This window comes from Streptomyces sp. NPDC006923 (assembly GCF_040635655.1).
Lineage (GTDB): Bacteria > Actinomycetota > Actinomycetes > Streptomycetales > Streptomycetaceae > Streptomyces.
Genome location: NZ_JBEYIF010000011.1, coordinates 72945 through 94342, shown reverse-complemented (window position 1 = coordinate 94342; position 21398 = coordinate 72945). Strand labels below are relative to the sequence as shown.

Annotated in this window: 22 protein-coding genes; 13 read left to right on the top strand and 9 right to left on the bottom strand. The window is 70.3% G+C overall.

Annotated elements, in window-relative coordinates; translation table 11 throughout:
- The first annotated feature begins 17 nt into the window (after window positions 1–17).
- Window positions 18–407 carry a hypothetical protein gene (locus ABZ707_RS22445; RefSeq protein ID WP_360177710.1) on the top strand — a complete coding sequence of 130 codons (390 nt, stop codon included), beginning with the start codon at window positions 18–20 and terminating at the stop codon, window positions 405–407.
- A gap of 165 nt (window positions 408–572) precedes the next feature.
- Here the strand turns inward: ABZ707_RS22445 and msrA are convergent, their stop codons facing one another.
- The 4 genes from msrA to ABZ707_RS22425 form a co-directional block, all read right to left on the bottom strand.
- On the bottom strand, window positions 573–1238 hold the full coding sequence (gene msrA / locus ABZ707_RS22440; RefSeq protein ID WP_360177707.1) for a peptide-methionine (S)-S-oxide reductase MsrA: 666 nt from the start codon (window positions 1236–1238) through the stop codon (window positions 573–575).
- 123 nt (window positions 1239–1361) lie between these two features.
- Window positions 1362–2423, bottom strand: coding sequence for a hypothetical protein (locus ABZ707_RS22435; RefSeq protein ID WP_360177704.1), 1062 nt, complete (start codon window positions 2421–2423; stop codon window positions 1362–1364).
- Window positions 2424–2437: 14 nt separating this feature from the next.
- Window positions 2438–4051: a M48 family metallopeptidase gene (locus ABZ707_RS22430; RefSeq protein WP_360177701.1), complete on the bottom strand. Its 1614-nt coding sequence runs from the start codon at window positions 4049–4051 to the stop codon at window positions 2438–2440.
- Window positions 4052–4150: 99 nt separating this feature from the next.
- A complete protein-coding gene (locus ABZ707_RS22425; RefSeq protein WP_360177698.1) occupies window positions 4151–5245 on the bottom strand; it encodes a hypothetical protein in 1095 nt (364 codons plus the stop codon).
- A gap of 88 nt (window positions 5246–5333) precedes the next feature.
- Between ABZ707_RS22425 and ABZ707_RS22420 the strand changes: the two genes are divergently transcribed.
- Entirely contained in the window at window positions 5334–6491 is a 1158-nt protein-coding gene (locus ABZ707_RS22420) for a cystathionine gamma-synthase (RefSeq protein WP_360177695.1), read from the top strand.
- Between the two features lie 20 nt (window positions 6492–6511).
- Here ABZ707_RS22420 and ABZ707_RS22415 read toward each other — a convergent pair whose 3' ends face one another.
- Genes ABZ707_RS22415 through ABZ707_RS22405 form a run of 3 tightly spaced genes read right to left on the bottom strand, consistent with a single transcriptional unit; the run spans window position 6512 to window position 7853 of the window.
- Window positions 6512–6760 carry a hypothetical protein gene (locus ABZ707_RS22415; protein ID WP_360177692.1) on the bottom strand — a complete coding sequence of 83 codons (249 nt, stop codon included), beginning with the start codon at window positions 6758–6760 and terminating at the stop codon, window positions 6512–6514.
- Window positions 6757–7230 carry a sigma factor-like helix-turn-helix DNA-binding protein gene (locus ABZ707_RS22410; protein WP_360178155.1) on the bottom strand — a complete coding sequence of 158 codons (474 nt, stop codon included), beginning with the start codon at window positions 7228–7230 and terminating at the stop codon, window positions 6757–6759. The genes ABZ707_RS22415 and ABZ707_RS22410 overlap by 4 nt, the downstream gene beginning before the upstream one ends.
- 32 nt (window positions 7231–7262) lie before the next feature.
- Window positions 7263–7853, bottom strand: coding sequence for a MarR family transcriptional regulator (locus ABZ707_RS22405; protein ID WP_360177689.1), 591 nt, complete (start codon window positions 7851–7853; stop codon window positions 7263–7265).
- 162 nt (window positions 7854–8015) lie between these two features.
- Between ABZ707_RS22405 and ilvA the strand changes: the two genes are divergently transcribed.
- The 8 genes from ilvA (at window position 8016) to ABZ707_RS22365 (ending at window position 16498) form a co-directional block, all read left to right on the top strand.
- Window positions 8016–9245 carry a threonine ammonia-lyase gene (gene ilvA, locus ABZ707_RS22400; RefSeq protein WP_360177686.1) on the top strand — a complete coding sequence of 410 codons (1230 nt, stop codon included), beginning with the start codon at window positions 8016–8018 and terminating at the stop codon, window positions 9243–9245.
- Window positions 9246–9525: 280 nt separating this feature from the next.
- The gene (locus ABZ707_RS22395; protein ID WP_360177683.1) at window positions 9526–10590 is read left to right on the top strand and encodes an ATP-binding cassette domain-containing protein; all 1065 of its coding nucleotides are present in this window, start codon (window positions 9526–9528) and stop codon (window positions 10588–10590) included.
- Window positions 10587–11435, top strand: a complete 849-nt coding sequence (locus ABZ707_RS22390; RefSeq protein WP_360177680.1) for an ABC transporter permease — start codon at window positions 10587–10589, stop codon at window positions 11433–11435. The genes ABZ707_RS22395 and ABZ707_RS22390 overlap by 4 nt, the downstream gene beginning before the upstream one ends.
- A gap of 311 nt (window positions 11436–11746) precedes the next feature.
- Window positions 11747–12982 (top strand): helix-turn-helix transcriptional regulator, encoded by a 1236-nt coding sequence (locus tag ABZ707_RS22385; RefSeq protein ID WP_360177677.1) that lies wholly within the window; start codon window positions 11747–11749, stop codon window positions 12980–12982.
- A 93-nt stretch (window positions 12983–13075) separates the two neighbouring features.
- Complete coding sequence (locus ABZ707_RS22380) at window positions 13076–13546, top strand: hypothetical protein (RefSeq protein ID WP_360177674.1); 471 nt, start codon at window positions 13076–13078, stop codon at window positions 13544–13546.
- 494 nt (window positions 13547–14040) lie between these two features.
- Complete coding sequence (gene tgmA / locus ABZ707_RS22375) at window positions 14041–14334, top strand: putative ATP-grasp-modified RiPP (RefSeq protein WP_360177671.1); 294 nt, start codon at window positions 14041–14043, stop codon at window positions 14332–14334.
- A 5-nt stretch (window positions 14335–14339) separates the two neighbouring features.
- Complete coding sequence (gene tgmB, locus ABZ707_RS22370) at window positions 14340–15305, top strand: ATP-grasp ribosomal peptide maturase (protein WP_360177668.1); 966 nt, start codon at window positions 14340–14342, stop codon at window positions 15303–15305.
- Window positions 15302–16498 carry a methyltransferase domain-containing protein gene (locus tag ABZ707_RS22365; protein ID WP_360177665.1) on the top strand — a complete coding sequence of 399 codons (1197 nt, stop codon included), beginning with the start codon at window positions 15302–15304 and terminating at the stop codon, window positions 16496–16498. The genes tgmB and ABZ707_RS22365 overlap by 4 nt, the downstream gene beginning before the upstream one ends.
- A gap of 168 nt (window positions 16499–16666) precedes the next feature.
- Here ABZ707_RS22365 and greA read toward each other — a convergent pair whose 3' ends face one another.
- Together greA and ABZ707_RS22355 are read right to left on the bottom strand one after the other, a co-directional pair.
- Window positions 16667–17164: a transcription elongation factor GreA gene (greA, locus tag ABZ707_RS22360; protein WP_360177662.1), complete on the bottom strand. Its 498-nt coding sequence runs from the start codon at window positions 17162–17164 to the stop codon at window positions 16667–16669.
- Window positions 17165–17382: 218 nt separating this feature from the next.
- Window positions 17383–17787, bottom strand: a complete 405-nt coding sequence (locus tag ABZ707_RS22355) for a DUF4307 domain-containing protein (protein ID WP_360177659.1) — start codon at window positions 17785–17787, stop codon at window positions 17383–17385.
- Window positions 17788–17883: 96 nt separating this feature from the next.
- Between ABZ707_RS22355 and mca the strand changes: the two genes are divergently transcribed.
- The 3 genes from mca to ABZ707_RS22340 all read left to right on the top strand — a co-directional run bounded on the left by mca (window position 17884) and on the right by ABZ707_RS22340 (window position 21381).
- Window positions 17884–18765 carry a mycothiol conjugate amidase Mca gene (gene mca / locus ABZ707_RS22350; protein ID WP_360177656.1) on the top strand — a complete coding sequence of 294 codons (882 nt, stop codon included), beginning with the start codon at window positions 17884–17886 and terminating at the stop codon, window positions 18763–18765.
- A gap of 1 nt (window position 18766) precedes the next feature.
- A complete protein-coding gene (locus ABZ707_RS22345) occupies window positions 18767–19012 on the top strand; it encodes a hypothetical protein (RefSeq protein WP_360177653.1) in 246 nt (81 codons plus the stop codon).
- 320 nt (window positions 19013–19332) lie between these two features.
- Window positions 19333–21381 carry a cell wall-binding repeat-containing protein gene (locus ABZ707_RS22340; RefSeq protein WP_360177650.1) on the top strand — a complete coding sequence of 683 codons (2049 nt, stop codon included), beginning with the start codon at window positions 19333–19335 and terminating at the stop codon, window positions 21379–21381.
- Window positions 21382–21398: the final 17 nt, after the last annotated feature.

Genomic DNA, 21398 nt, shown 5'->3' with positions numbered 1-21398 from the left:
AGTGCACCGGGAGAATCATGGCCACGGTCAGTACTGGCGCGGGCGCGGCACTCTCCGTAGTGCTCGGCGCGGCATGCGGGTACGTCACCAATATCGTCACCGGCGAATGGAGCTGGTCCCTGGGAGCGGGTCTGTTGCTGCTGGTGGCGGCCTCGGCCGCGCTGGCCTGGTGGAATCACTCCCAGACGGCCGCCGCCGCGCGCCGGGCGACGGTACGGCAGACGGCGGCGGGGCACTCTGTCATCAGCGGCGGGCGTATCACCGCGCGAGGTGACTCCCTGATCACCGAGACGGCGGAGAACCAGGCCACGATCAAGGACTCGACCATCGAGACGACGCGCGGCGCGGAGGTCGAGCGCACGGCCGACGACAGCAAGATCGAGAACAGCCATATCGTCACGGACTGAGCCGGTGGACTGAGCCGACGGACTGGGCACGGACTGAGCCGCCGGCCGGGCCACCGCCTGCGCGCCGGCGCCCGTACACGCGGCGGCGCGCCGCTCACCGGACGGGTGGTCCGGTGAGCGGCGCGCTCGGGTAGTGGGTAGTGCCGCCGTGTCGGCGTAGGGGGCTCAGCCCTGGGCCGGGGCCACGCCGATCGGGCACGAGACGCCCGTGCCGCCGATGCCGCAGTAGCCGCCCGGGTTCTTGTCGAGGTACTGCTGGTGATATGCCTCGGACGGATAGAAGGTGCGGCCCTCCGCCGGGAGGATCTCCGTGGTGATCGTGGCATAGCCGGAGCCCGTCAGTACCTTCTGGTACGACTCACGGGAGGCCTCCGCGGCCTTCTCCTGGTCCGGCGAGTGCGTATAGATCGCGGAGCGGTACTGGGTGCCCACGTCATTGCCCTGGCGGAAGCCCTGGGTCGGGTTGTGGGACTCCCAGAAGATCTTCAGCAGCTCCGCGTACGAGACGACCTTGGGGTCGAAGACCACGCGGACCGCTTCGGTGTGCCCGGTCAGGCCCGAGCAGACCTCCTCGTACGACGGGTTCGGCGTGAAGCCGCCCTGGTAGCCGACGAGCGTCGTCCAGACGCCCTCCGTCTGCCAGAACGTGCGCTCGGCGCCCCAGAAACAGCCCAGACCGAAGTCGGCCACCTCCAGGCCCTCCGGGTAGGGGCCGAGCAGCGGGTTGCCGAGGACCGTGTGGCGGGAGGGCACCGAGAATGCGGGCTCGGGGCGGCCGCGCAGGGCCTGCTCGGGGGTGGGGAGCTCGGGGGTGCGTCGGGTCAGGAACATTTCAGGTCTCCTCGGCTGTGGGGTCCTGCTCTCACAACGTACGGGCGGCACCGGACATTCCGTCGAACGCCCCCGGTGAGGCCGCTCCGCCCGGCCCCGGCGCCGCGCCCCCGCCCGCGTGTCTCACCTCGCCTTGCGGACCGTCGCCTCCCGCGTGGCGATGTAGAGCCGCGTCGGGTAGTAGCGCCACGGCAGGGCGTCCACATAGCCGTCCACCAGCCGGAACTGCTCCAGCGCCGCGTCGTACCGGCCCTGCTTGGACAGGAAGTACGCCAGCAGATGGCGCAGCTCCGCCAGCCGGGGGTGGTCCTCCGGCGCCGCCGCGGCGTCCACCAGGCCCGCGTTGACCAGCGCCGTCAGCTCCGCGCCGCGGTAGACCGACTTCTTCACGGTCTCGTCGAGGTGTTCCTCGAACCACGCGATCAGCGGGAACGCCGACATCAGGCTGCCGGGCGGCGCGTCCGCCGCCGCGCGGGCCGCGAACGCGCGGGCCAGCTCGTCGGAGCCGCGCCATTTGGCGCACCAGTACTGGAGCGCCACGAAGTGGGCCTCGTAGTGGAGCGGGGCGCGGGCCGACGCCTCGGCCCAGAGCCGGTGCATCTCCTCGTGCGGATAGCCGAAGCCGGCCGCCGTCGCCATCTCGGTGATGTACGGGGTCGGGTCTTCCGGGTTGAGCGTGGCGGCCCGTGCGATGTCCTCCCGTGAACGCGCCAGGGTGCGGTGGAAGGCGTCGAACTGTTCGTCGCTGGTGTGGCCGGCGCCGGCGGCGCCGCGCAGTTTCCAGGCCAGGATCACCGTGCTGCGGGCCCGTACGACCGCCGCGTCCGGGTCGTCCGGACGGGCGCTCTCCCAGGCGAGGAGCCAGCCGTCCTCCGTCGCCGCGGCGTCGCCGAGGGCGTACGTGTACAGCGAGCGCCGCTCCCAGTCCTGGCCGACCTCGGTGAGCAGGTCGGCGGCCCGCGTCCAGTCGCCGGTGCCCGCCGCGGCGAGTGCGCGCTCCAGTGCGGGCGCGGGAGGCGCGGCGTGTTCGGTGTCGAGCCGCTCGGCGGGCAGGAAGCCCAGCCTGACGGAGCGGTCGGAGAGAGCCGGGGGCCCCGGGGCGACGACCGAGGCCGCGCTGCGGCGGCTCTTGAGCCAGAAGTAGACGCCGATCGCTACGACGATCAGCGGGATGAGTCGGGCCATGGGCTTTCCACCAGTCAGTGTGGGGCGCCGGATGCGGCGCCGAGGGGGAGCAGCTTGCGCAGCGGCTCGGTGTCGGGTCGGTCCGCGACCGCGGCGTCCAGGGCCGCGGGCAGGGCCTCGTCGTATCCCTGGGGCAGTCTCAGCGACGCGGGATCCGACCAGGACAGTTCCCAGCGGGCGCGGCCCTGTCGTACGAGTTCGGTGCTGACGAGCTGCGACAGACCGCGGCGGAGCGTGGGGCGGGCGAATTCGCGGGCCGCGCGGCCGGTCGCGGACGTGGCCTCGCCGGACTTGGGCAGCAGGTCGGCGAGGTGCCAGAGCCGTCCCGCGTCGATGGCGTCCAGCAGTGCGGGGAGCGACGGGTCGCCGCCGGTGATCTCGGCCGTGGCCCGGCGCAGTGGTTCTGCCGACCGGTCGGTGTAGGTGGCCATGGACTCGTGGACGAGTTCGGGCCAGTCGAGGCGGCGCATGTCCAGCGCGTCGGGGGTGAGGACGGCCGGTTCGAGGGCGGCGAGGGTCTGTTCGGGGGAGCGCAGCAGGCCGAGTGCGGGCGCAGTGGGTTCGAGGGCGCGGCCGTCGTCGGGGAGCGCCTCGATCCGGGCCACGCGTTCGGCGATCGGCGGGTGCGAGTCGTAGGGGGAGGTGTTCTCGGTGGGCAGGTCGCGCCGCATCTCGTCGAGTTCCGCGTGGCGCGCCGTGAGGAGGTGTCTGATGCCGCCGAAGACCTCGCCCGGCGGCGGCAGGAGTCCCGCGCCGGCGCCGAGGGTGGCGTAGGAGTTCATGTAGAAGCCGTGTGCGGCGTCGAGGACGGGGATCTCGCGCAGCGCGGAGGCGGTCGCGTCGCGGCCGGCGATGCGGGCGGCCGCGCGGTCGGCCGCCAGTTCCTGGCGGCGTGAGCCGGATTCGGTCGCGCGGATGTAGAGCTTGGCGTAGGCCGTGTAGATCGCGGCCATCACGCGGTAGGTGATTCCGGCGCCGGTGGTGTCGATCTCCTTGGCGGACTTGCCCCTGGCGAGGGCCTTCGCGGCTTTCTTCTCCTGCCGGGCCTGCTCCTTGGCCGCCGTCCTGCCGGCCTTCTCCTCGAAGTGGGCGATGGTGCGCAGCACCTGGATCCGGCCGCGCACGGTAATGGCGGACAGCCGGGTGTCGGCGTTGCCGTAGTGGCCGAGTTCATGCGCGAGTACGGCTCTGAGCTGGGATTCCGTCAGGCCGGCCATGAGCGGCAGGCCCAGATAGAGACGGCGTCTGCCGCCGAGGAGGCCCATCAGGCGGGCGTCCTCGCTGACCGCCGCGTTGGTGTCGCCGATGAGGACGATCTCGTCGGGCGCGCGGGTGCCGACCTGCTCGGCGAGGGAGCGTACGGTCTCCCACAGCCGTGGTTCCTGTGTGTCGGTGACGGGCAGGCCGGGCAGACCTTCGTCCTTCGGTGCGCGCAGCAGGAACATCCCGCGCACGATGGGGACGGCGAGCACCACGGAGACGATGTAGAGCTTGGCGTAGACGCTGCCGGGGGTCCAGAGCGTCGCGGCCCAGTCGATGCCGGCGAGGACGCCGAGCATGAGGAGGCCGAGCAGGTAGAAGCCGGTCAGCAGGACGAGGGCGCGCAGCGCGCGCAGAGTTGCGCCCATCGGGCAGTTTCCCCCCACGGGAATTGGAGCAGGGCCAGGTGCTTGTGGGGGGAAGGGGAGTATGCCCCACCGCAGGTCAGCGGGGCAATCGCGGTCCGTTCAGTACGGCAGGTTCGCGGGCGTGCCGCCGTTGGCCTCGTAGCCGGCGACGGCGAGGGCCCGGTACACCGTGTACTCCGCGGCCGGGTCGCCGTTGAGTGTCCACGGCAGGGTGCCGACATGGCCGTCGACCCGCAGAAGCTGGTTCATCGCCTCTGTCCAGCGTTCGGATCGTACGAGGAAGAGGATCAGCAGGTGCCGTACGTGCGAGAGCATCGGGTCGTCCTGGCGTGCCGCGTGGACGGCGTGGAGCGCGCCCTCCACCGCCTTGGTGACCACGGCGCTCTGGTAGAAGCCGCGCACCAGGTTGACCTCGGGCAGGTGTTCGTAGACCGCGAACAGCGGCAGCGCCGCGAGCAGGGAGCCCCGCGGGGCTCGCGCGGCGGCGGTGGTCGCGAAGTGGTCGGCCTCGTCCCGGGAGCCGTGCCACTTCTCGCACCAGTAGTGCAGTGCGGCGAGATGCGCTCCCATGTGCGCGGGCGCGCGGTCGATCACCTTGGCCCAGAGCTGGTCGAACTGCTCCGGCGGGTAGCCGAGTCCGCGGGCCACGGCCAGCTCGATGATGTACGGGACCGGGTCGCCGGGCGCCAGCAGGGCCGCCTCGCCGCAGACCGTACGGGCCTCCTCCAGGATGATCCGGAAGTCGTCGGTCCCGGCGGAGGAGGACCGCCATGCCTGCTGGACGAGGAACTCCGCGTGCACGGCGGCGCCGCCCGCGTCCTTCGGTGACTCCGACCGCCAGGTCCGCAGCCAGCCGCCGCCGACGCCGGGCCGCTGCTGGAGCTCCAGCGACGCCGCGCCGGCGAACGCCTGGACGCGCTGCCAGCGCGGCTCGCCCTCTTTGCCGGTGCCGGCGAGGAGCTGGGCGGCGGCCCGCCAGTCCTGGGTGGCCTGGACGACATTGAGTACGTCGAGGAGGTCCTGGTCCGGGCCGGGCAGACGGATGTCCAGTTCCTCCTGCCGTACGAAGCCGTAGGCCGCCGGGTCGGCGGCGTCGGGCGAGCCGGGCGCGACCTGGCGGATGCCGCCGCGGCGGCGCGTGACGACGACCGCGGCCAGCAGGCCGATCACGATCAGGATCCAGAGAATCTCCATGGCCCCATTGTCCCGGACGCCGAAGTGCCCGGTCCCGCCCGGGCCGGTCGCGGCGGCGGGCGCCCGTCCGGCGCTAGGCTCGGACGTTATGAGCCACCAGCACCCCAGCGATCAGCGCTTCGAGACTCTCGCCATCCACGCGGGCAACACCGCGGATCCCCTCACCGGCGCGGTCGTCCCCCCGATCTATCAGGTCTCCACGTACAAGCAGGACGGCGTGGGCGGTCTGCGCGGCGGTTACGAGTACAGCCGCAGCGCCAACCCGACGCGTACCGCGCTGGAGGAGAATCTGGCGGCCCTGGAGGGCGGCCGGCGCGGTCTGGCCTTCGCCTCGGGCCTCGCCGCCGAGGACTGCCTGCTGCGTACGCTGCTGGCGCCCGGTGACCATGTCGTCATCCCGGACGACGCCTACGGCGGCACCTTCCGGCTCTTCGCGAAGGTCTTCTCGCGCTGGGGTGTGGAGTTCTCCGTCGCGGACACCTCGGACCCGGCGTCGGTGCGGGCGGCGCTGACCCCGCGCACCAAGGTGATCTGGGTCGAGACCCCGTCGAACCCGCTGCTCAACATCACCGACATCGAGGGTCTCGCCGGCATCGCGCGGCAGGCGGGTGCGAGGCTCGTCGTCGACAACACCTTCGCGAGCCCCTATCTCCAGCAGCCGCTGGCGCTCGGCGCGGATGTCGTCGTCCACTCCACGACGAAGTACATGGGCGGCCACTCGGACGTCGTCGGGGGCGCGCTGGTCGTCGTCGACGCCGCGCTGGGGGAGGAACTCGCGTACCACCAGAACGCGATGGGCGCGGTGGCCGGGCCGTTCGACGCGTGGCTGGTGCTGCGCGGCGTGAAGACGCTCGCGGTCCGGATGGACCGGCACAGCGAGAACGCCACGCGGATCGCGGAGATGCTCACCGGGCACCCCCGGGTCTCCCGGGTCCTCTACCCGGGGCTGCCCGATCACCCGGGCCACGAGGTCGCCGCCAAGCAGATGAAGGCGTTCGGCGGGATGGTCTCCTTCCAGGTCGCGGACGGCGAGGAGGCGGCGGTCGCGGTCTGCGACCGCGCGAAGCTGTTCACGCTGGGTGAGTCGCTGGGCGGTGTCGAGTCCCTGATCGAGCACCCGGGCCGGATGACGCACGCCTCGGCGGCCGGATCGGCGCTGGAGGTGCCGTCCGACCTGATCAGGCTGTCGGTCGGGATCGAGTCCTGCGACGACCTGCTGGCCGATCTGAAGCAGGCGCTGGGCTGACGCCCTCGGCCGGCGCGCCGCTACCAGCCTTCCGGCGGTGGCGGCGTCCCGGCCGGAGCCGACCACGGCTGGACCACCGACGCCCAGACGGCGAACGCCGTCACGGCGGCGAACAGCAGAAGCCAGCCCAGGCGCCGGGCGAGGCGACGGCGGCGCAGCAGCCGTGTGCCGCGCGCGGTGGCGCGGTGCGCGAGGTCGGCCGGCACGACGGGGTGCGGTGCGTCCAGCATCCGCCGCACCGCGGCCTCCGCGCGTTCGCCGCCGCTCATGGCCGGGGCTTCCCGGCCCGGTCCGCCGCCGTGTTGTCCCGGACGCGGGTGACCGCACGCGCGCAGACCGCGCGGACGCGTTCGACCGGAACACCGATCAGGGCCGCTGTCTGCTCCTCGGCCACGCCCTCGTACAGCCGTAACACCAGGACGACGCGCTCCTGCGGGGCGAGCCCGGCCAGGAGGCCGCCCGGCGAGGGGCGGCGGCGGCCCAGCCAGGCCCAGCGGGCGAACCGCAGGGCCAGTTCCTGGCGGGTGAAGTCGTAGGGGTCGCCGGCGCGGAGCCGGTCCCAGTCCGCGTAGGTACGGGCCAGCGCCGCGGTCAGCAGGCGCTGCGCGCGTGGAGTGGTCTCCCGCGGTTCGCCCGTCAGCAGCGCGGCCACATGCAGAAGCCGGCCGGCGGCACCCGCTACGAAGGCCTCGAACTCCCGGGCACGCCGGCGATCGGTGACCGCCTGCCGCTCTCGCACGACCTCATAGGAGAGCAGCAGGGCGGCCGGGGTCAAGAGGGCGTCGGGGTCCCCGTGTCACCGGACGGGTCCGTGTCTCCGGCCCCGTCCGCCCGGTCCGGCTCGTCCGCGCCGCTGTCCGTGGACGGCAGGCCGGCCTGCCGTGCCGAGAGCGCCGAGTTGAACCGGGTGAGCAGGGTCGTGAAGGAGACCCGCTCGTCCTCCGTCCAGCCGTCCGTCACCTGTGCCATCAGCTCGCGCCGTGAGGAGCGGACCTCGTCGAGCCTGGCCAGCCCGCGTGCCGAGAGCTGGAGCACGACGGCGCGGCCGTCCTCCGGGTGCGAGGCGCGCTTGACCAGGCCGGAGTCGACGAGCGGGGCCACCTGCCGGGTGACGGTCGAGGAGTCGATGCCCATCCCGGCCGCCAGCGCCTTGACGCCCATCGGGCCCTGCTGGTCGAGGCGGTTGAGCAGCAGATAGGCGGCGCGGTCCATGGAGTTGCGGACCTGGCCGACACCGCCCAGGCGGGTCTGCTCGGCGCGCCGCGCGAAGACGGCCACCTGGTGCTGGAGGGCATCGAGGAGTCGGGCGCCGCCGGAGGAACCGGAAGCCGTGTCCTCGGAGGCCGACGCAGCGGAAGTCATGTCCTGAATGGGGGGCATGGCTGGGGCTCTCTCGTGCGGTGGTCGGTTGGTGCAGGACAGAGTACGCGGCCGGGACCCGGACCGTACCGGCGCTGGCCAAACCGGTGGCCATGGGTTGGACACCGAAGGCCGTCCCGGCGCCGAGCTGCCAGACTGACCGTCATGAGCTTCGGTGCGTCCAGCCCCTCGCGTCCCCTGATCCTCGACGATGTCCGAGGGGCTCAGAAGATGCTCTCCGGAGTGGCCAGGACGACGGCGATGGAGGGCAGCAGATATCTGACCCGGCTCGTCGGCTCCCCGGTCCTGCTCAAGTGCGAGAACCTCCAGCGCACCGGTTCGTTCAAGCTGCGTGGCGCGTACGTACGGATCTCCGGGCTGTCACCCGAGGAGCGCGCGGCGGGCGTCGTCGCCGCCAGCGCGGGCAACCACGCGCAGGGGGTCGCGCTCGCCTCGACGCTGCTCGGTGTCCGGTCGACGGTGTTCATGCCGGTCGGGGCGCCGCTGCCGAAGGTCGCGGCGACGCGTGACTACGGGGCCGAGGTGCGGCTGCACGGTCAGGTGGTGGACGAGACCATGGCCGCCGCGCGGGAGTACGCGCGGGACACGGGCGCCGTGTTCATCCATCCCTTCGACCATCCGGACATCATCGCGGGCCAGGGCACCGTCGGCCTGGAGATCCTGGAGCAGTGCCCGGACGTGCGGACAATCGTTGTCGGCCTGGGCGGCGGGGGGCTGGCCGCGGGGATCGCGGTGGCGGTGAAGGCGGTGCGCCCCGAGGTCAGGGTGGTCGGGGTGCAGGCGGAGGGCGCGGCGGCATATCCGCCCTCGCTGCGGGCGGGCCGGCCGATGGTGATCGACTCTCCGCAGACGATGGCGGACGGGATCAAGGTGGGCCGCCCGGGTGATGTGACGTTTCAGCTGATCCGGGAGCTGGTCGACGAGGTGCGCACGGTCTCCGAGGACGAGCTGTCCAGCGCGCTGCTGCTCTGTCTGGAGCGGGCGAAGCTGGTGGTGGAGCCGGCCGGGGCGAGTCCGGTGGCCGCGCTGCTGAGCGATCCCGGCGCGTTCCGCGGGCCGGTGGTCGCGGTGCTCTCCGGCGGCAATGTGGATCCGGTGCTGATGCAGCGGATCCTGCGGCACGGCATGGCGGCGGCCGGGCGGTATCTGAGTCTGCGGCTGCGGGTGACGGACCGGCCCGGCGCGCTCGCGACGCTGCTCGGGGTGTTGTCAGTGGTGGATGCCAATGTGCTCGATGTGAGCCATGTGCGGACCGATCCGCGGCTCGGGCTGACGGAGGCGGACGTGGAAGTACATCTGGAGACAAAGGGCCCGGCGCACTGCGCGGACGTGGAGGCCGCGCTGCGGGCGGCGGGGTACGCCATACTCGGCTGAGGGGACGCCTCGCTGTCCCGTTCCGGCGTCCCTTTCACCGTCTTTTTCGCCGGGCTGTTCCGTCTGGTTCCGTCCGTCGCGGCCCGTTCCCGGAACGCTCTGCCCCTCTTTCCGCCGGGGTTCCCAAACCGCTTGAGAGACGCGATGTATCGCGTTAGTGTTCCGGTCCTGGCCTGCCACGACCGGGCTTTCGCGTCTGCCCCGGCGGGGGAGAGGGCCAGGCGTCCCGTCGCTGCGCACCCGGCGCACCGGCACCCACCGTCACTCCGGGAGAACCCACATGCCAGGCGCCATCTATGCCGAAGGTCTGGTGAAGACCTTCGGCGATGTAAGGGCTCTGGACGGCGTCGATCTCGATGTCCCCGAAGGCACGGTCCTCGGGCTCCTCGGCCCCAACGGGGCCGGCAAGACCACCGCCGTGCGTGTCCTGACCACACTGCTCCAGCCCGACAGCGGCAGAGCGGTCGTCGCGGGCATCGACGTCGTGAAGCACCCCAATGAAGTCCGCCGCTCCATCGGCCTCTCCGGCCAGTTCGCCGCGGTCGACGAGTATCTGACCGGCCGCGAGAACCTCCGGATGGTCGGGCAGCTCTACCAGATGAGCGGCCGGGCGGCCAAGGCCCGCGCGGACGAGCTGCTGGAGCGCTTCAACCTCTCCGACGCCGCGGACCGTACGGCCAAGACCTACTCCGGCGGGATGCGGCGCAGGCTCGACCTCGCCGCTGCGCTTGTTGTCTCGCCGCCGGTGATGTTCATGGACGAGCCGACGACGGGGCTCGACCCGCGCAACCGCCAGCAGCTCTGGGGGATCATCCAGGAGCTGGTGGCCGGAGGTACGACCCTGCTGCTCACCACGCAGTATCTGGAGGAGGCCGACCACCTCGCCCATGACATCTGCGTCGTGGACCACGGCCGGGTCATCGCACGCGGCACCGCCGACCAGCTCAAGGCCAGGACCGGCGGTGAGCGCGTCGAGGTCGTCGTCCATGAACGCGACCAGATCGAGCCCGCCCGCGCGGTGCTGGCCGCCTTCGGCAGGGGCGGCCAGGTGACGATCGCCGAACACACCCGCAAACTGACCGTTCCCGTCACCGGCGGCGCCAAGCTGCTCGCCGAGGTCATCAGGGACCTGGACGGGCGGGGCGTCGAGATCGACGACATCGGACTGCGCCGTCCCACGCTCGACGACGTGTTCATCTCGCTGACCGGTCACGCCGCCGAGGACACGGCGGAGGAGGACGACCTGGCGGACAGCGGCGCCGCCGGCTCCGGCCGGGGCGCGCGGACAGGCAAGCCGGCCAGGGCCGGGAAGTCCGGAGCGAACACCAAGGAGGACGGGCAGTGACCGTCACCGAAGCCGGCCCGATCGCGGCTCCCCGACCGCGCGGCGGAATCGTCCAGTCCGTGAGCGACTCACTCGTTGTCGCCCGGCGCAATCTCATCCGGATGACCCGGATTCCCGAAGTGGTACTTTTCGGGCTTATTCAGCCGATTATGTTTGTGGTGCTGTTCAGCTATGTCTTCGGGGGCTCCCTGGAGGTCGGCGGCACCACGGACCCGGCCGTCTACCGCAACTTCCTGATGGCCGGCATCTTCGCCCAGACCGTCACCTTCGCCACGGCGGGCGCGGGCGCCGGGATCGCCGACGACATGCACAAGGGCCTCATCGACCGGTTCCGCTCGCTGCCCATGGCGCGCGGCGCGGTCCTCACCGGCCGGACGATCGCCGATCTGGTGCAGACCGCGCTCACCGTCGTGGTGCTGGCGGTGGTGGCAGTGATCGTCGGCTGGCGTATTCACGAGGGGGTGCCGAAGGCGCTCGGCGCGTTCGGGCTGCTGCTTCTGCTCGGTTATGCCTTCTCCTGGATCGGAGCGCTGATCGGTCTCTCCGTCCGTACTCCGGAAGCGGCCACCTCGGGCGGGCTGATCTGGCTGTTTCCCGTGACCTTCATCTCGAACGCCTTTGTGGACAGCAGCAGGATGACGCCGTGGCTGCGGCACATCGCCGACTGGAATCCCTTCAGCGCCACGGTGCAGGCGTGCCGTGTGCTCTTCGGAAATCCAGGGGTCTCGTCGTCCGCCGCCTGGCCGATGCAGCATCCGGTGTGGGCGTCGCTGCTCTGGTCGCTGCTGATCGTCGTGGTCTTCCGGACCCTCGCGGTCCGCAAGTACCGCTCGGCGACCGCCTGAGGCCCTGCCGTGCCCGGGCCGCCCCGCCGCGCGGCGCCCGGGGCACGCCGGAAGGGCCGTACCGCGTCATCTCTGTCGCGCGGTACGGCCCTTTTGTGTCCTGCCCGTCGGGTCTGTCCGCCGCCGAGGCGGCGCGTACGTGCGTCCGCCTGCGCCGAAGAACCCGGAAGGGGCTTCTGTTTTCTCAGTGAAGGAGCGGCCCGGAGCCTGAGTCGCCGGCCGCGCAGCGGCCTGACATGACGACAGCACCCGCACGCCGCGGGCGCTTTGCCGTACCCGGGAAGGGCATACCCTGAGTGGGAGGTGATCCGGTGTCGTCGTCACTGCAAGAGAACGTGCGTAACCACCGTCGGCGCTCTGGCTGGAGTCAAGAGCAGCTCGCTGAAGAAGCCGGCTTGTCCGTGGGTGTCGTCCGCAAGATCGAGCAGGGCGGGAACGCTCAGGTCGAGACCATCCATATGCTCGCACGGGCTTTGGGCACCACCACATCCAGCCTGTTCGCCACCGAGGCCCCCGAGCCCATCCGCGCGAACGTGGGCGACGGTCCGAAGCTCTCCGAGCTGCGCCGAGCGCTCATGCCCCCGGTCGGGTTGCGTGAGGTGATCGTCGAGGCCGACCGCGCGCCGGCCCTGGCTTCCATTCAGCGGGACATCGACGACAGTCACGCCCTCTATCACGCCGACCACTACGACAGCGTGGCCAAGAAGCTGCCGGCCATCCTCCGGGACGCGGAGGCCGCAGTCACCCTCACCGAGGGCGACGATCGCCAGAAAGCCGTTGTCGTGCGCGCCGGCGCCTTCCTGCTGGCCGGGAAATACTTGACGCAGGTCAGGCGCTACGACATGGCCTACCATGCGCTCTCGTTGGGCATCAGGGACGCTCGCGACGCCGACAAGACGCACATCGCGGCTACCGGAGTCGTCGGCATGGCCTGGCTGCTCCTGCGGCAGGATCGCTTCGACGAAGCCGAGCGCCTGGCCACCGTGACGGCCGAGGAGATCGAGCCGCGCATGTCCTCCGCCACGGCGGGCGAACTCGCGCTCTGGGGCGAGCTGCTCCAGCGCGTAGCCTCGGCGGCGATCAGAAACAACCGCCCCGACGTCGCCAGGGACGCCCGACGTATGACCCATACGGCCGCAAGTGCTCTGGGCCGGGAACACGTCGACTTTCGTCAGCACTGGACCACCTTCGGGCCGGCGACCGCAGAGGCGAAGGCGATCGAAGACCTCGCGCTCATCGGGGACCACCGCGGAGTGATCAGCAGGGCCGACGAAGGCCCCGTAGGGGCCAAGGGGCTGCAAAAGTTCGGCCGACCGAGTGCGAACAACTGGGACAGGCACCGCCTCGACGTCGCCAGGGCTCATGCGAAGCTCGGCTCTCACCAGGACGCCATGGACGAGTTGTCCACGATCAAGGCGTCGTCTCCGGAGTGGCTCCGGCATCAGTCGATGGCCCGCCGCGTCATGACGGAAATCCTGGAGCGCCGCAAGCGCACCCTCACCCAGGACATGCGCGACATGGCCACTCACCTCCGCGTTTCCGGGTGACTACCACGCTTCGTAGCATCTACTGACGGTGAGTCAGAGAACTGCTACGAGGCGTGTCTGGTTGGCGACCGCCACCCCTCGTAACTTCATGCCATGGCGAGCAACCAGCAAGCCGAGCCCCACATCGAGATCGGCTCGGTCATGAGGGATACGAACACCGGCCGAATCGGCGTCGTCCAACGGGGCCCTGACGGGCTGACGTGCTTACGCGCTTTGTCCGATGACGACTGCTGGGAAGTCGATGCGAACGCCCTCTCCAGCCTGACCTCGGTAGAGATGCTGAGCGCCCGCGTCGCGCTGACCAACTACGAATCTCGGTGCCGGCCGAAGGCGCAGCCGGCCATTGTCAGGCATGTTCGGTGGACTCTCACGCCGGACCAGGAGCCCGACGCGGAGCCGTCGACGTACTCCATGCAATGCGTCGTGTGCTCCGCGGGGTCGGAACGCTCGGAAGGGTGGCAGGAGCCGCAGGACTGGGCCCTGGGGCACTCGGGGCGAAACCCTGCCCATCACACCTTCCGGGAGAACATAACCCGGCCGTGGCGCACCTTCATGAGGACATGATGCGGACCGTGCCCGGTTCGGATGGGGCCTGTTCCTCCTGGCCGTCTTCGCCTTCTGTCGCGCCATTTTCGCGCTCGCCTTCAAGGGAGCGTTTCACGCCGGTCCCGGAGGATGGGACATGAGACCACGCGCGGTTTTCAGCACTACCCGCGCCAACGGGATCTCCCGCCCCGCCGACCGGACGGCCTGTGCGAGGGCATCAGTGTGTACGACCGGAGCTTCCAGACACGCGCCATGATGACGGGTTTGCCGGCCGTCATGTGCCCGACTTCAGCGAATCCGGACGTGGGGCAAGGCGGGAGCGGCACCCCATGAACTCCGTCCCTGCCGGATGTTCCCCCGTGGTCTTCGGAATCCCGGCAGGGGCGGGACGCCATCGCGAGGTCGCGGCGAACGCCGCGCATTGAGCTGCCGCGCCCCCACCGACGGCCCGCCCGAAGCACGGACGCGGTCGACCGAAGCACCACCCATGCACCACGACGAAGGGTCACAACGTGCCTGTTGCACTTCCGCGAGAAGCCTTCCCGCTCACGCCCGAAGACGGACGACTCAGGCACAGCGGCGAACCTCCAACCGGACCCGCCACTCGCCCGTGGGCGCTGCGATTCGCCGGCGCTCCGGACGCCACGCAAGCCACCGTTCTCCCCGACACGATCTACGACGAAGCAGCACAGATGAGCGTCGGTCTGTATGAGGGTCCTCTCCCGTTCATGGAGACCCACACCCCCACCGTCCCCGACGGCAACGTGGTGAATCCACCGCCGCTTGACGAGGGCGCCAAGGACTGACGACCGTGTCCCTCGTTCTCGTGATCGCGTCTCGTGATGACTGGCCGACAGACCGCGTCGTGAAGGTGCTCGCGGACCGGGGGGTGCCGGTGTTCCGCATGGACACCTCAGAGTTTCCGAAAGATCTCACTCTCGCCGGGCGCATCGACGCCCGGCGGGGGTGGGCCGGTGCTCTCGCCTCCCCGCACCGCGTCATCGACCTCGCCGACGTCACCGCCGTCTACTACCGCGCGCCCCGCGCCTGGGATTTCCCTCGGGGCATGTCGGACGCGGAGCGGCGATTCGCAGCCGCGCAGGCCCGTGCCGGACTTGGCGGTGTCCTGTCCGCGCTGGACTGCCGGTGGGTCAGCCACCCCGCATCCATGTCCCGCGCCGAGTACAAGCCCATCCAGCTTGCTGCCGCACGCGAAAGCGGTCTGACCATCCCTCCCACTCTGATTACCAACCACACCGACGCGGTCCGCGAGTTCGCGTCCGACATCGACGGCCCGCTGATCTGCAAACCCGTCGCGTCACCCGTTTTCATCGAGAATGACGAGCTGAAAGTCGTCTACACCCGTCGTCTCACAGTGCGGGACCTCGACGACTTACGCGGCGTCGACACCACTGCGCACCTCTTCCAGGCATGGATCGACAAAGCACACGAGGTACGGCTCACAGTGGCAGGCGACCGCCTGTTGGCCGCAGAAATTCACGCGGGAAGCGGTAAGGCACATGTCGACTGGCGCAGCGACTACCGATCACTCACCTACCGCGCCACCGAAACGCCGCCCGACATCGAGGCGGCGGTGCGGCGGCTGATGGCCCGTCTCCGCCTCCGCTTCGGTGCCCTGGACTTCATCGTCTCGCCGTCGGGCGAGTGGACGTTCTTGGAAGTCAACCCGTGCGGGCAATGGGACTGGATACAGCACGCCACCGGCCTGCCTATCGCCCAGGCCATCGCTGACGAGTTGCAAGGAGTACCCGCGTGACCGATGCCGCCGCGGCACTTGAAGCCGCCCAGCCATACATGGCTGCACTCGTCGCCGAACTCGAAGCAGCCGGTGCTATCACCTCGCGTCAGTGGGGAGCCGCCTTTGCCGCCGTTCCCCGGCACGTGTTCGTCCCCCGCTGGTACGAACAGGAGACCAATGGGCGCGGCATCGCCGTATGGCGTATGACCCATGAAGCCGGAGGGAGTTCACTCGCCCGGATTTACCGTGACGCGACTCTTGTCACCGCCCTGGACCCTGATACGGCTCAGCAGGTCGACCGGACCGCGTGGACCGGCGTAGCAACGTCATCGAGCACATTGCCGAGCCTCATGGCCGGAATGTTGGAAGACCTCAGTGTTGAGGACGGCCATCGAGTGCTCGAAATCGGAACGGGGACCGGCTACAACGCGGCACTCTTGTGCGCTCGTCTCGGTGAGCACCTTGTGTACTCGGTCGACATCGATCCCGCACTCGTCGAGACCGCACAGCGTCGTCTGTCATCAATCGGATACGCCCCGAGGCTCGTGGAGGCCGACGGACAAAACAGGTACCCCGCCGGGGACCAGTTCGACCGGATCATTGCGACCTGCTCTGTACCGCGCATCCCAGGCGCCTGGGCCGAGCAGACGCGTCCGGGGGGCATCATCGTCGCTGACGTGTCCCTGGGCATCGAGGGCGGACTTGTCCGCCTGGCCGTCAACGAAGAAGGCGACGCCATTGGCCGGTTCACCGGCACCGCAGGCCGTTTTATGGCGGCGCGCACGGACGCGCGAACCTACCAGCGCCGGCGGCGCGCACAGGCCGCACCCGAAAAGGACACCCGCCCAACCTCCGTCACGGCGGCCGACATACGCGCCAATTACCCATTCCGCCTACTGCTCGCGTTTCGTATTCAGAACGCCGAAATCGTCTATTACTCCGACGGTGCCGGCGGTGCCATGTCTCTCCAGGTCCAGCGTGATGGCGACTGGGCGCGCGTACCGCTCACAGGTGGCGAAACCGGACTCGTCTCGTACGGCGGTAAGGACCTCTGGGCAGAGGTAGAGGCCGCATGGGAATGGTGGACCGATGCCGGCCGCCCCTCGCAGGACCGGTTCGGGTACGTACGCGAGGCGGATGGTATGGCGTTCGTGTGGTACCTCCCCGATGGGAGCAGGCCCACTCGAACGTGGCTCACGGACCTGGTCTGAGCGGACCCTCGCGGTCCGCAAGTACCGCTCGGCGACCGCCTGAGGCCGGGCCGTGCCCGGGCCGCCCCGCCGCGCGGCGCCCGGGGCACGCCGAAAGGGCCGTACCGCGTCATCTCTGTCGCGCGGTACGGCCCTTTCGTGTCCTGCCTGTCGGGTCCGCCTGCCGGGTCAGCCCGTGTACGGCTTGGCCGCGAGGATCTTCACCGCGGCCTTCTTGCCGTTCGGCAGCTCGTACTCGGCGTCCTCGCCGACCTTCTTGCCGTTCACGCCGGAGCCCAGCGGGGACTGCGGCGAGTACGTCTCGATGTCGGCGCTCGCGTACTCGCGCGAGGCCATCAGGAAGGTGAGCGTGTCGTCCTCGTCACCGTCGAACGCGATGGTCACCACCATGCCCGGCTCGACGACGCCGTCGTCCGCCGGGGCCTCGCCGACCTTCGCGTTGTCCAGGAGCTGGGTGAGCTGGCGCACGCGGAGCTCTTGCTTGCCCTGCTCCTCCTTGGCCGCGTGGTACCCGCCGTTCTCCCGCAGGTCGCCCTCCTCGCGAGCGGCCTCGATCTTCTTCGCGATCTCGGTGCGGGCGGGACCAGACAGGTATTCCAGCTCGGCCTTGAGCTGGTTGTACGCCTCCTGGGTAAGCCAGGTGACGTTCTCGCTGGTCTGGGTCACAGGTGCTCCTCGTAGGTACCGGGAATACAAAGCAACGCCCTACCCAGAAGGATTGTGCCTTCTCGGGTGGGCGAAACCACGAGCCTAACAATTTCGGGGCGCAAGGGGGAGGACGAATGCCATCAGAATTACATCGGCGCAGGTCAGAGCCGAGACGTCCGGCGGTTCCGACCGGGATCGCGGCCCCAGGGCGGCGCATCGCGGCGGGAGCGGGCGCGTCAGCCGGACGTACAGCCCAGCAGCTCCGTGCTGGTCGCGCTCTCCGTCGTCCGCACGGTCACGATCTGGTCGATCCTGGACTCGCCCGGACCGAAGCGCACGTCCTTGCGGCCGACCTCGGCGCCGCTCTCCGCCAGCGAGCGCAGGGTGCAGGTGCCGGTGGCGTCGCGGTCCTTGCGGACCTCCAGATGCACCTCGACCGCGGTGGCGGAGACCCGTTTGAACTTGATGATCTCGCCGGAGACACTCTGGCCGACCACATAGTGGTAGCCGAACCAGCCGATCAGGACGAGCAGCGCGGCGCCGAGCACCGCGGCCACGATCCGGAGCCCGCGGTCCGCGCTCCGGCCCGCCGCCGGGCGGCCGTAGCGGCCCGGGGGAAGGTCCTCGCGTACCACGGCCATGATCGTCCTCCCGGAGTCGGGTGCCGGAATTTTCCGCCCCCCGATATCCGTCACTATAGAAGCCGCCTGATGCGACGAATCACTGAGGATCGAGTCTTGACTGAGCAGCTTCGACTGATGGCCGTGCACGCCCACCCCGACGACGAGTCGAGCAAGGGCGCCGCCACCATGGCCAAGTACGTGTCCGAGGGGGTGGACGTGCTGGTCGTGACCTGCACGGGAGGCGAGCGCGGCTCCATCCTCAACCCCAAGCTCCAGGGCGACGCCTATATCGAGGAGCACATCCACGAGGTCCGCAGGAAAGAGATGGCCGAGGCGCGCGAGATCCTCGGCGTCAAGCAGGAGTGGCTGGGCTACGTCGACTCCGGGCTGCCCGAGGGCGACCCGCTGCCGCCGCTGCCCGAGGGCTGCTTCGCGCTGGCCGACGCCGACGAGGCGGCGGGACGGCTGGTCCGGCTGATCCGCTCGTTCCGGCCGCAGGTCATCACGACGTACGACGAGAACGGTGGATATCCGCACCCCGACCACATCATGACCCACAAGATCTCGATGCTGGCGTTCGAGGCGGCCGGGGACAAGGAGAAGTATCCGGAGGAGGAGTTCGGGCCGGTCTGGCAGCCTCGGAAGCTCTACTACAACCAGGGCTTCAACCGGCCGCGCACGGTCGCGCTGCACGAGGCGCTGCTGGCGCGCGGGCTCGAATCCCCGTACGGCGAGTGGCTGGAGCGCTGGAAGGAGTTCGAGCGGGTCGAGCGGACGCTGACCACGCACGTTCCGTGCGGTGACTTCTTCGAGATCCGCGACAAGGCGCTGATCGCGCACGCCACGCAGATCGACCCGGACGGCGGCTGGTTCCGCGTGCCGATGGACATCCAGCAGGAGGTGTGGCCGACGGAGGAGTACGAGCTGGCGAAGTCCCTGGTCGATACCTCCCTCCCCGAGAGCGACCTCTTCGCGGGCATCCGCGACAATGCCTGATATGTATGCGACCCAGGCAGTGACGCACTTGGTTCCCCTCGCCCAGGAGCTCGACGAGAACAAGGTGACGCCGGGGGTCCTCGGCTTCATCGTGTTCGCGGTGATGGCGGGCGGTGTGTGGCTGCTGATGAAGTCGATGAACCGCCATATGGGCAAGGTCGACTTCGAGGAGGCCCCGGCCCCGTCGGAGGCGTCCGCCGCGCCCCGGGAGTCCTCCGCTCCGCACGGCGGGCAGGGCGCGCCGTAGCGGTACCGCCCGGGCGGTACCGCTACGCGCTGCTCACGCCCGCGCGCCCGCCGCCACTGGCCCCATGACACCCCCCGGGTCTCATGGGGTCGCGCTGTGCCCCGCAGCCGTCGCCGGCCCCCACTGTTCATCCAATGTTTCGAACGTGTGTTCCATTGGTGCATGTGATCTCCCCTACGATCCTGTTGCTGGTGCTTGATCGCCACGAGGCGCCGCGCGGAGTCCCGCGCGCGCCGCGGTCGCATGCGGTGTGAGCCGGGGGGCGACGCGGGCCGAGACGCCCGGCGACAGGCAGTTCTATGACTCTGTGGGGGGTTTCCTTGAATTCACGCGCGCGCCGCGGTCTCGCGGCGCTCACGTCGGCCGCCACCATGGCGGCCGGCCTGCTCGGTGCGGTCGCACCGGGCGCCCAGGCCGCCACCGCCGATGTCACGGGCGGACAGATCGGGCTGTACGGCGGCAGCGGCGGGATCGCGACGATCAACGCGGACGGCACCGGGCTGCGCTCCGTACCCGGTATCGAGAACAGCGGTCACACGCCGAACTGGTCCCCTGACGGCAGCCGGGTCGTGGCCGGCGGCAGCCAGATCAAGACCGGCCGGGTCACCGGAGGCACCTCGCTCGTGACCCTGCCGTGGGCCGAGGGCGTGCGGTCCAGCGCGTCCTACGAGGACCCGGCCTTCTGGCTGGACGGCAGGTTCGTGGTGTTCAGCACGGGCGGACAGCTTGTCTACGGTCCCTCGGACGGCTCCTACGCGCCCTCGCCGCTGCTGACCGACGCGCAGGAGCCGGAGACGGTCTGCGACGTGCACCCGACGGCAAGCCCGGACGGCACCCTGGCCTTCGAACGCCGCGCCAACTACGGCTGCTACGACAGCCAGGGCATCTGGACGTACGACCCCGACACCGACGCGGTGAAGCAGCTCATCGCCTCCGGTTCCTCGCCGGTGTACTCGGCGGACGGCAGCCGGCTGGTCTTCACCCGGCTGGTCGACGACTGGACGCAGCTCTTCACGGCCAACGCCGACGGCAGCGCCGTCACCCAGGTCACCACCGACCCCACGGACCATCTCAACCCGTCCTGGGACCCGGCCAACGGGCGGATCGCCTACGACGCGCACACCACGCACGCCGGGCATTCCAACGACCAGCAGACGGTGCGGATCCTCGACCCGGCGGCCGGCACCTCCACCGCGCTCACCGACGCGGGCAGCAGGCCCGCGTGGCAGCCGCTGCGCAAGAACGGGCTGAACCGGATCTACGGCACCGGCCCCATCGGCATCGACGCGGCGGCCTCCCGCTGGACGTTCGACACGCTGGGCGGGACGCACCAGCCGGGCTGGATCGACGCCAAGTCGGCCGTCCTGATCAACAAGGGCAACGCCACCTACGCGGCCCCGGCGATCTCGCTCGGAGCGCAGAAGCAGGGCCCGGTCCTGAGCACCTCCAGCGGCTCGCTGGACGAGTCCGCGGCCACCGAGCTCAAGCGAGTCCTGCCCAAGGGCAGCGCCGTCTATCTGACCGGCAACACCAATCTGCTGGCCGCCAGGGTGGCCACCCAGGTGGAGGCGCTCGGCTACAAGGCGCTGCGGCTGGAAGGCACGGACCTCTCCTCGATGTCCGCCCGGATCGCCAAGCAGATCACCGCGACTCCGAGCTGGGTCTTCATCGCCGACGGCAACGAGTACCACGACCCGATCGCCGCGTCCACGGCGGCCGGCGCGCTGGGCTACCGGGGCACCGGCGTGGTGCTGCTGACCAACGGGAAGTCCTCCTCCACCTCCGTCCAGAACTACATCAACGCACTGGACCCGGAGATCACGGGCCTGGTGACGGTCGGCTCGGTCGCCGAGCAGGCGTTCCGGCAGATGCCGCTGGTCAACGGCTGGAGCTACTGGGCGATGGACGGCGCGACCCATGAGGACGTCGCCGCCGAGCTGGCCGACTTCTGGTGGACGGCGCCGACCTCGGCCGTCGTCGAGGACACCTGGGTCTGGCAGAACGCCGTCGCGGGCGGCGCGGTGACGGCGACCTACGGACCGATGCTCTGGTCGACCGAGGCGTCCCTGTCGACCGTGGCCGAGAACTACCTCACCAAGCGGTCCGCGAGCATTTCGTCCGTGCAGACCTTTGGCGGCAATGTGTCGTACCCGCCCGCCAACCGCACCGCCATCGCCAACGCGATCGCCGCGAGCAGCGCCTGGGTGGACACGGTCTGGGCGGAGGCCGGCGCCCCGCCGGCGACCGCCTCGGCGCGGTCCCTCCGGTCCGCGGCTCCGGACCCCGCCCAGAGCGGGCGGCCGGAGACCGGCGCCGGGGTGAAACCCGGTGAGCACCTGCCGGTACCGGACCGGCACATCGCCCCGTAGGGCCACACGCAGCGGGG

Excerpts from the sequence above, each read along its gene's own strand:
- ABZ707_RS22445 (WP_360177710.1), top strand. The coding sequence starts at position 18 with ATGGCCACGGTCAGTACTGGCGCGGGCGCGGCACTCTCCGTAGTGCTC.
- msrA (WP_360177707.1), bottom strand. The coding sequence starts at position 1,238 with ATGTTCCTGACCCGACGCACCCCCGAGCTCCCCACCCCCGAGCAGGCC.
- ABZ707_RS22435 (WP_360177704.1), bottom strand. The coding sequence starts at position 2,423 with ATGGCCCGACTCATCCCGCTGATCGTCGTAGCGATCGGCGTCTACTTC.
- ABZ707_RS22430 (WP_360177701.1), bottom strand. The coding sequence starts at position 4,051 with ATGGGCGCAACTCTGCGCGCGCTGCGCGCCCTCGTCCTGCTGACCGGC.
- ABZ707_RS22425 (WP_360177698.1), bottom strand. The coding sequence starts at position 5,245 with ATGGAGATTCTCTGGATCCTGATCGTGATCGGCCTGCTGGCCGCGGTC.
- ABZ707_RS22420 (WP_360177695.1), top strand. The coding sequence starts at position 5,334 with ATGAGCCACCAGCACCCCAGCGATCAGCGCTTCGAGACTCTCGCCATC.
- ABZ707_RS22415 (WP_360177692.1), bottom strand. The coding sequence starts at position 6,760 with ATGAGCGGCGGCGAACGCGCGGAGGCCGCGGTGCGGCGGATGCTGGAC.
- ABZ707_RS22405 (WP_360177689.1), bottom strand. The coding sequence starts at position 7,853 with ATGACTTCCGCTGCGTCGGCCTCCGAGGACACGGCTTCCGGTTCCTCC.
- ilvA (WP_360177686.1), top strand. The coding sequence starts at position 8,016 with ATGAGCTTCGGTGCGTCCAGCCCCTCGCGTCCCCTGATCCTCGACGAT.
- ABZ707_RS22395 (WP_360177683.1), top strand. The coding sequence starts at position 9,526 with ATGCCAGGCGCCATCTATGCCGAAGGTCTGGTGAAGACCTTCGGCGAT.
- ABZ707_RS22380 (WP_360177674.1), top strand. The coding sequence starts at position 13,076 with ATGGCGAGCAACCAGCAAGCCGAGCCCCACATCGAGATCGGCTCGGTC.
- ABZ707_RS22355 (WP_360177659.1), bottom strand. The coding sequence starts at position 17,787 with ATGGCCGTGGTACGCGAGGACCTTCCCCCGGGCCGCTACGGCCGCCCG.
- ABZ707_RS22345 (WP_360177653.1), top strand. The coding sequence starts at position 18,767 with ATGTATGCGACCCAGGCAGTGACGCACTTGGTTCCCCTCGCCCAGGAG.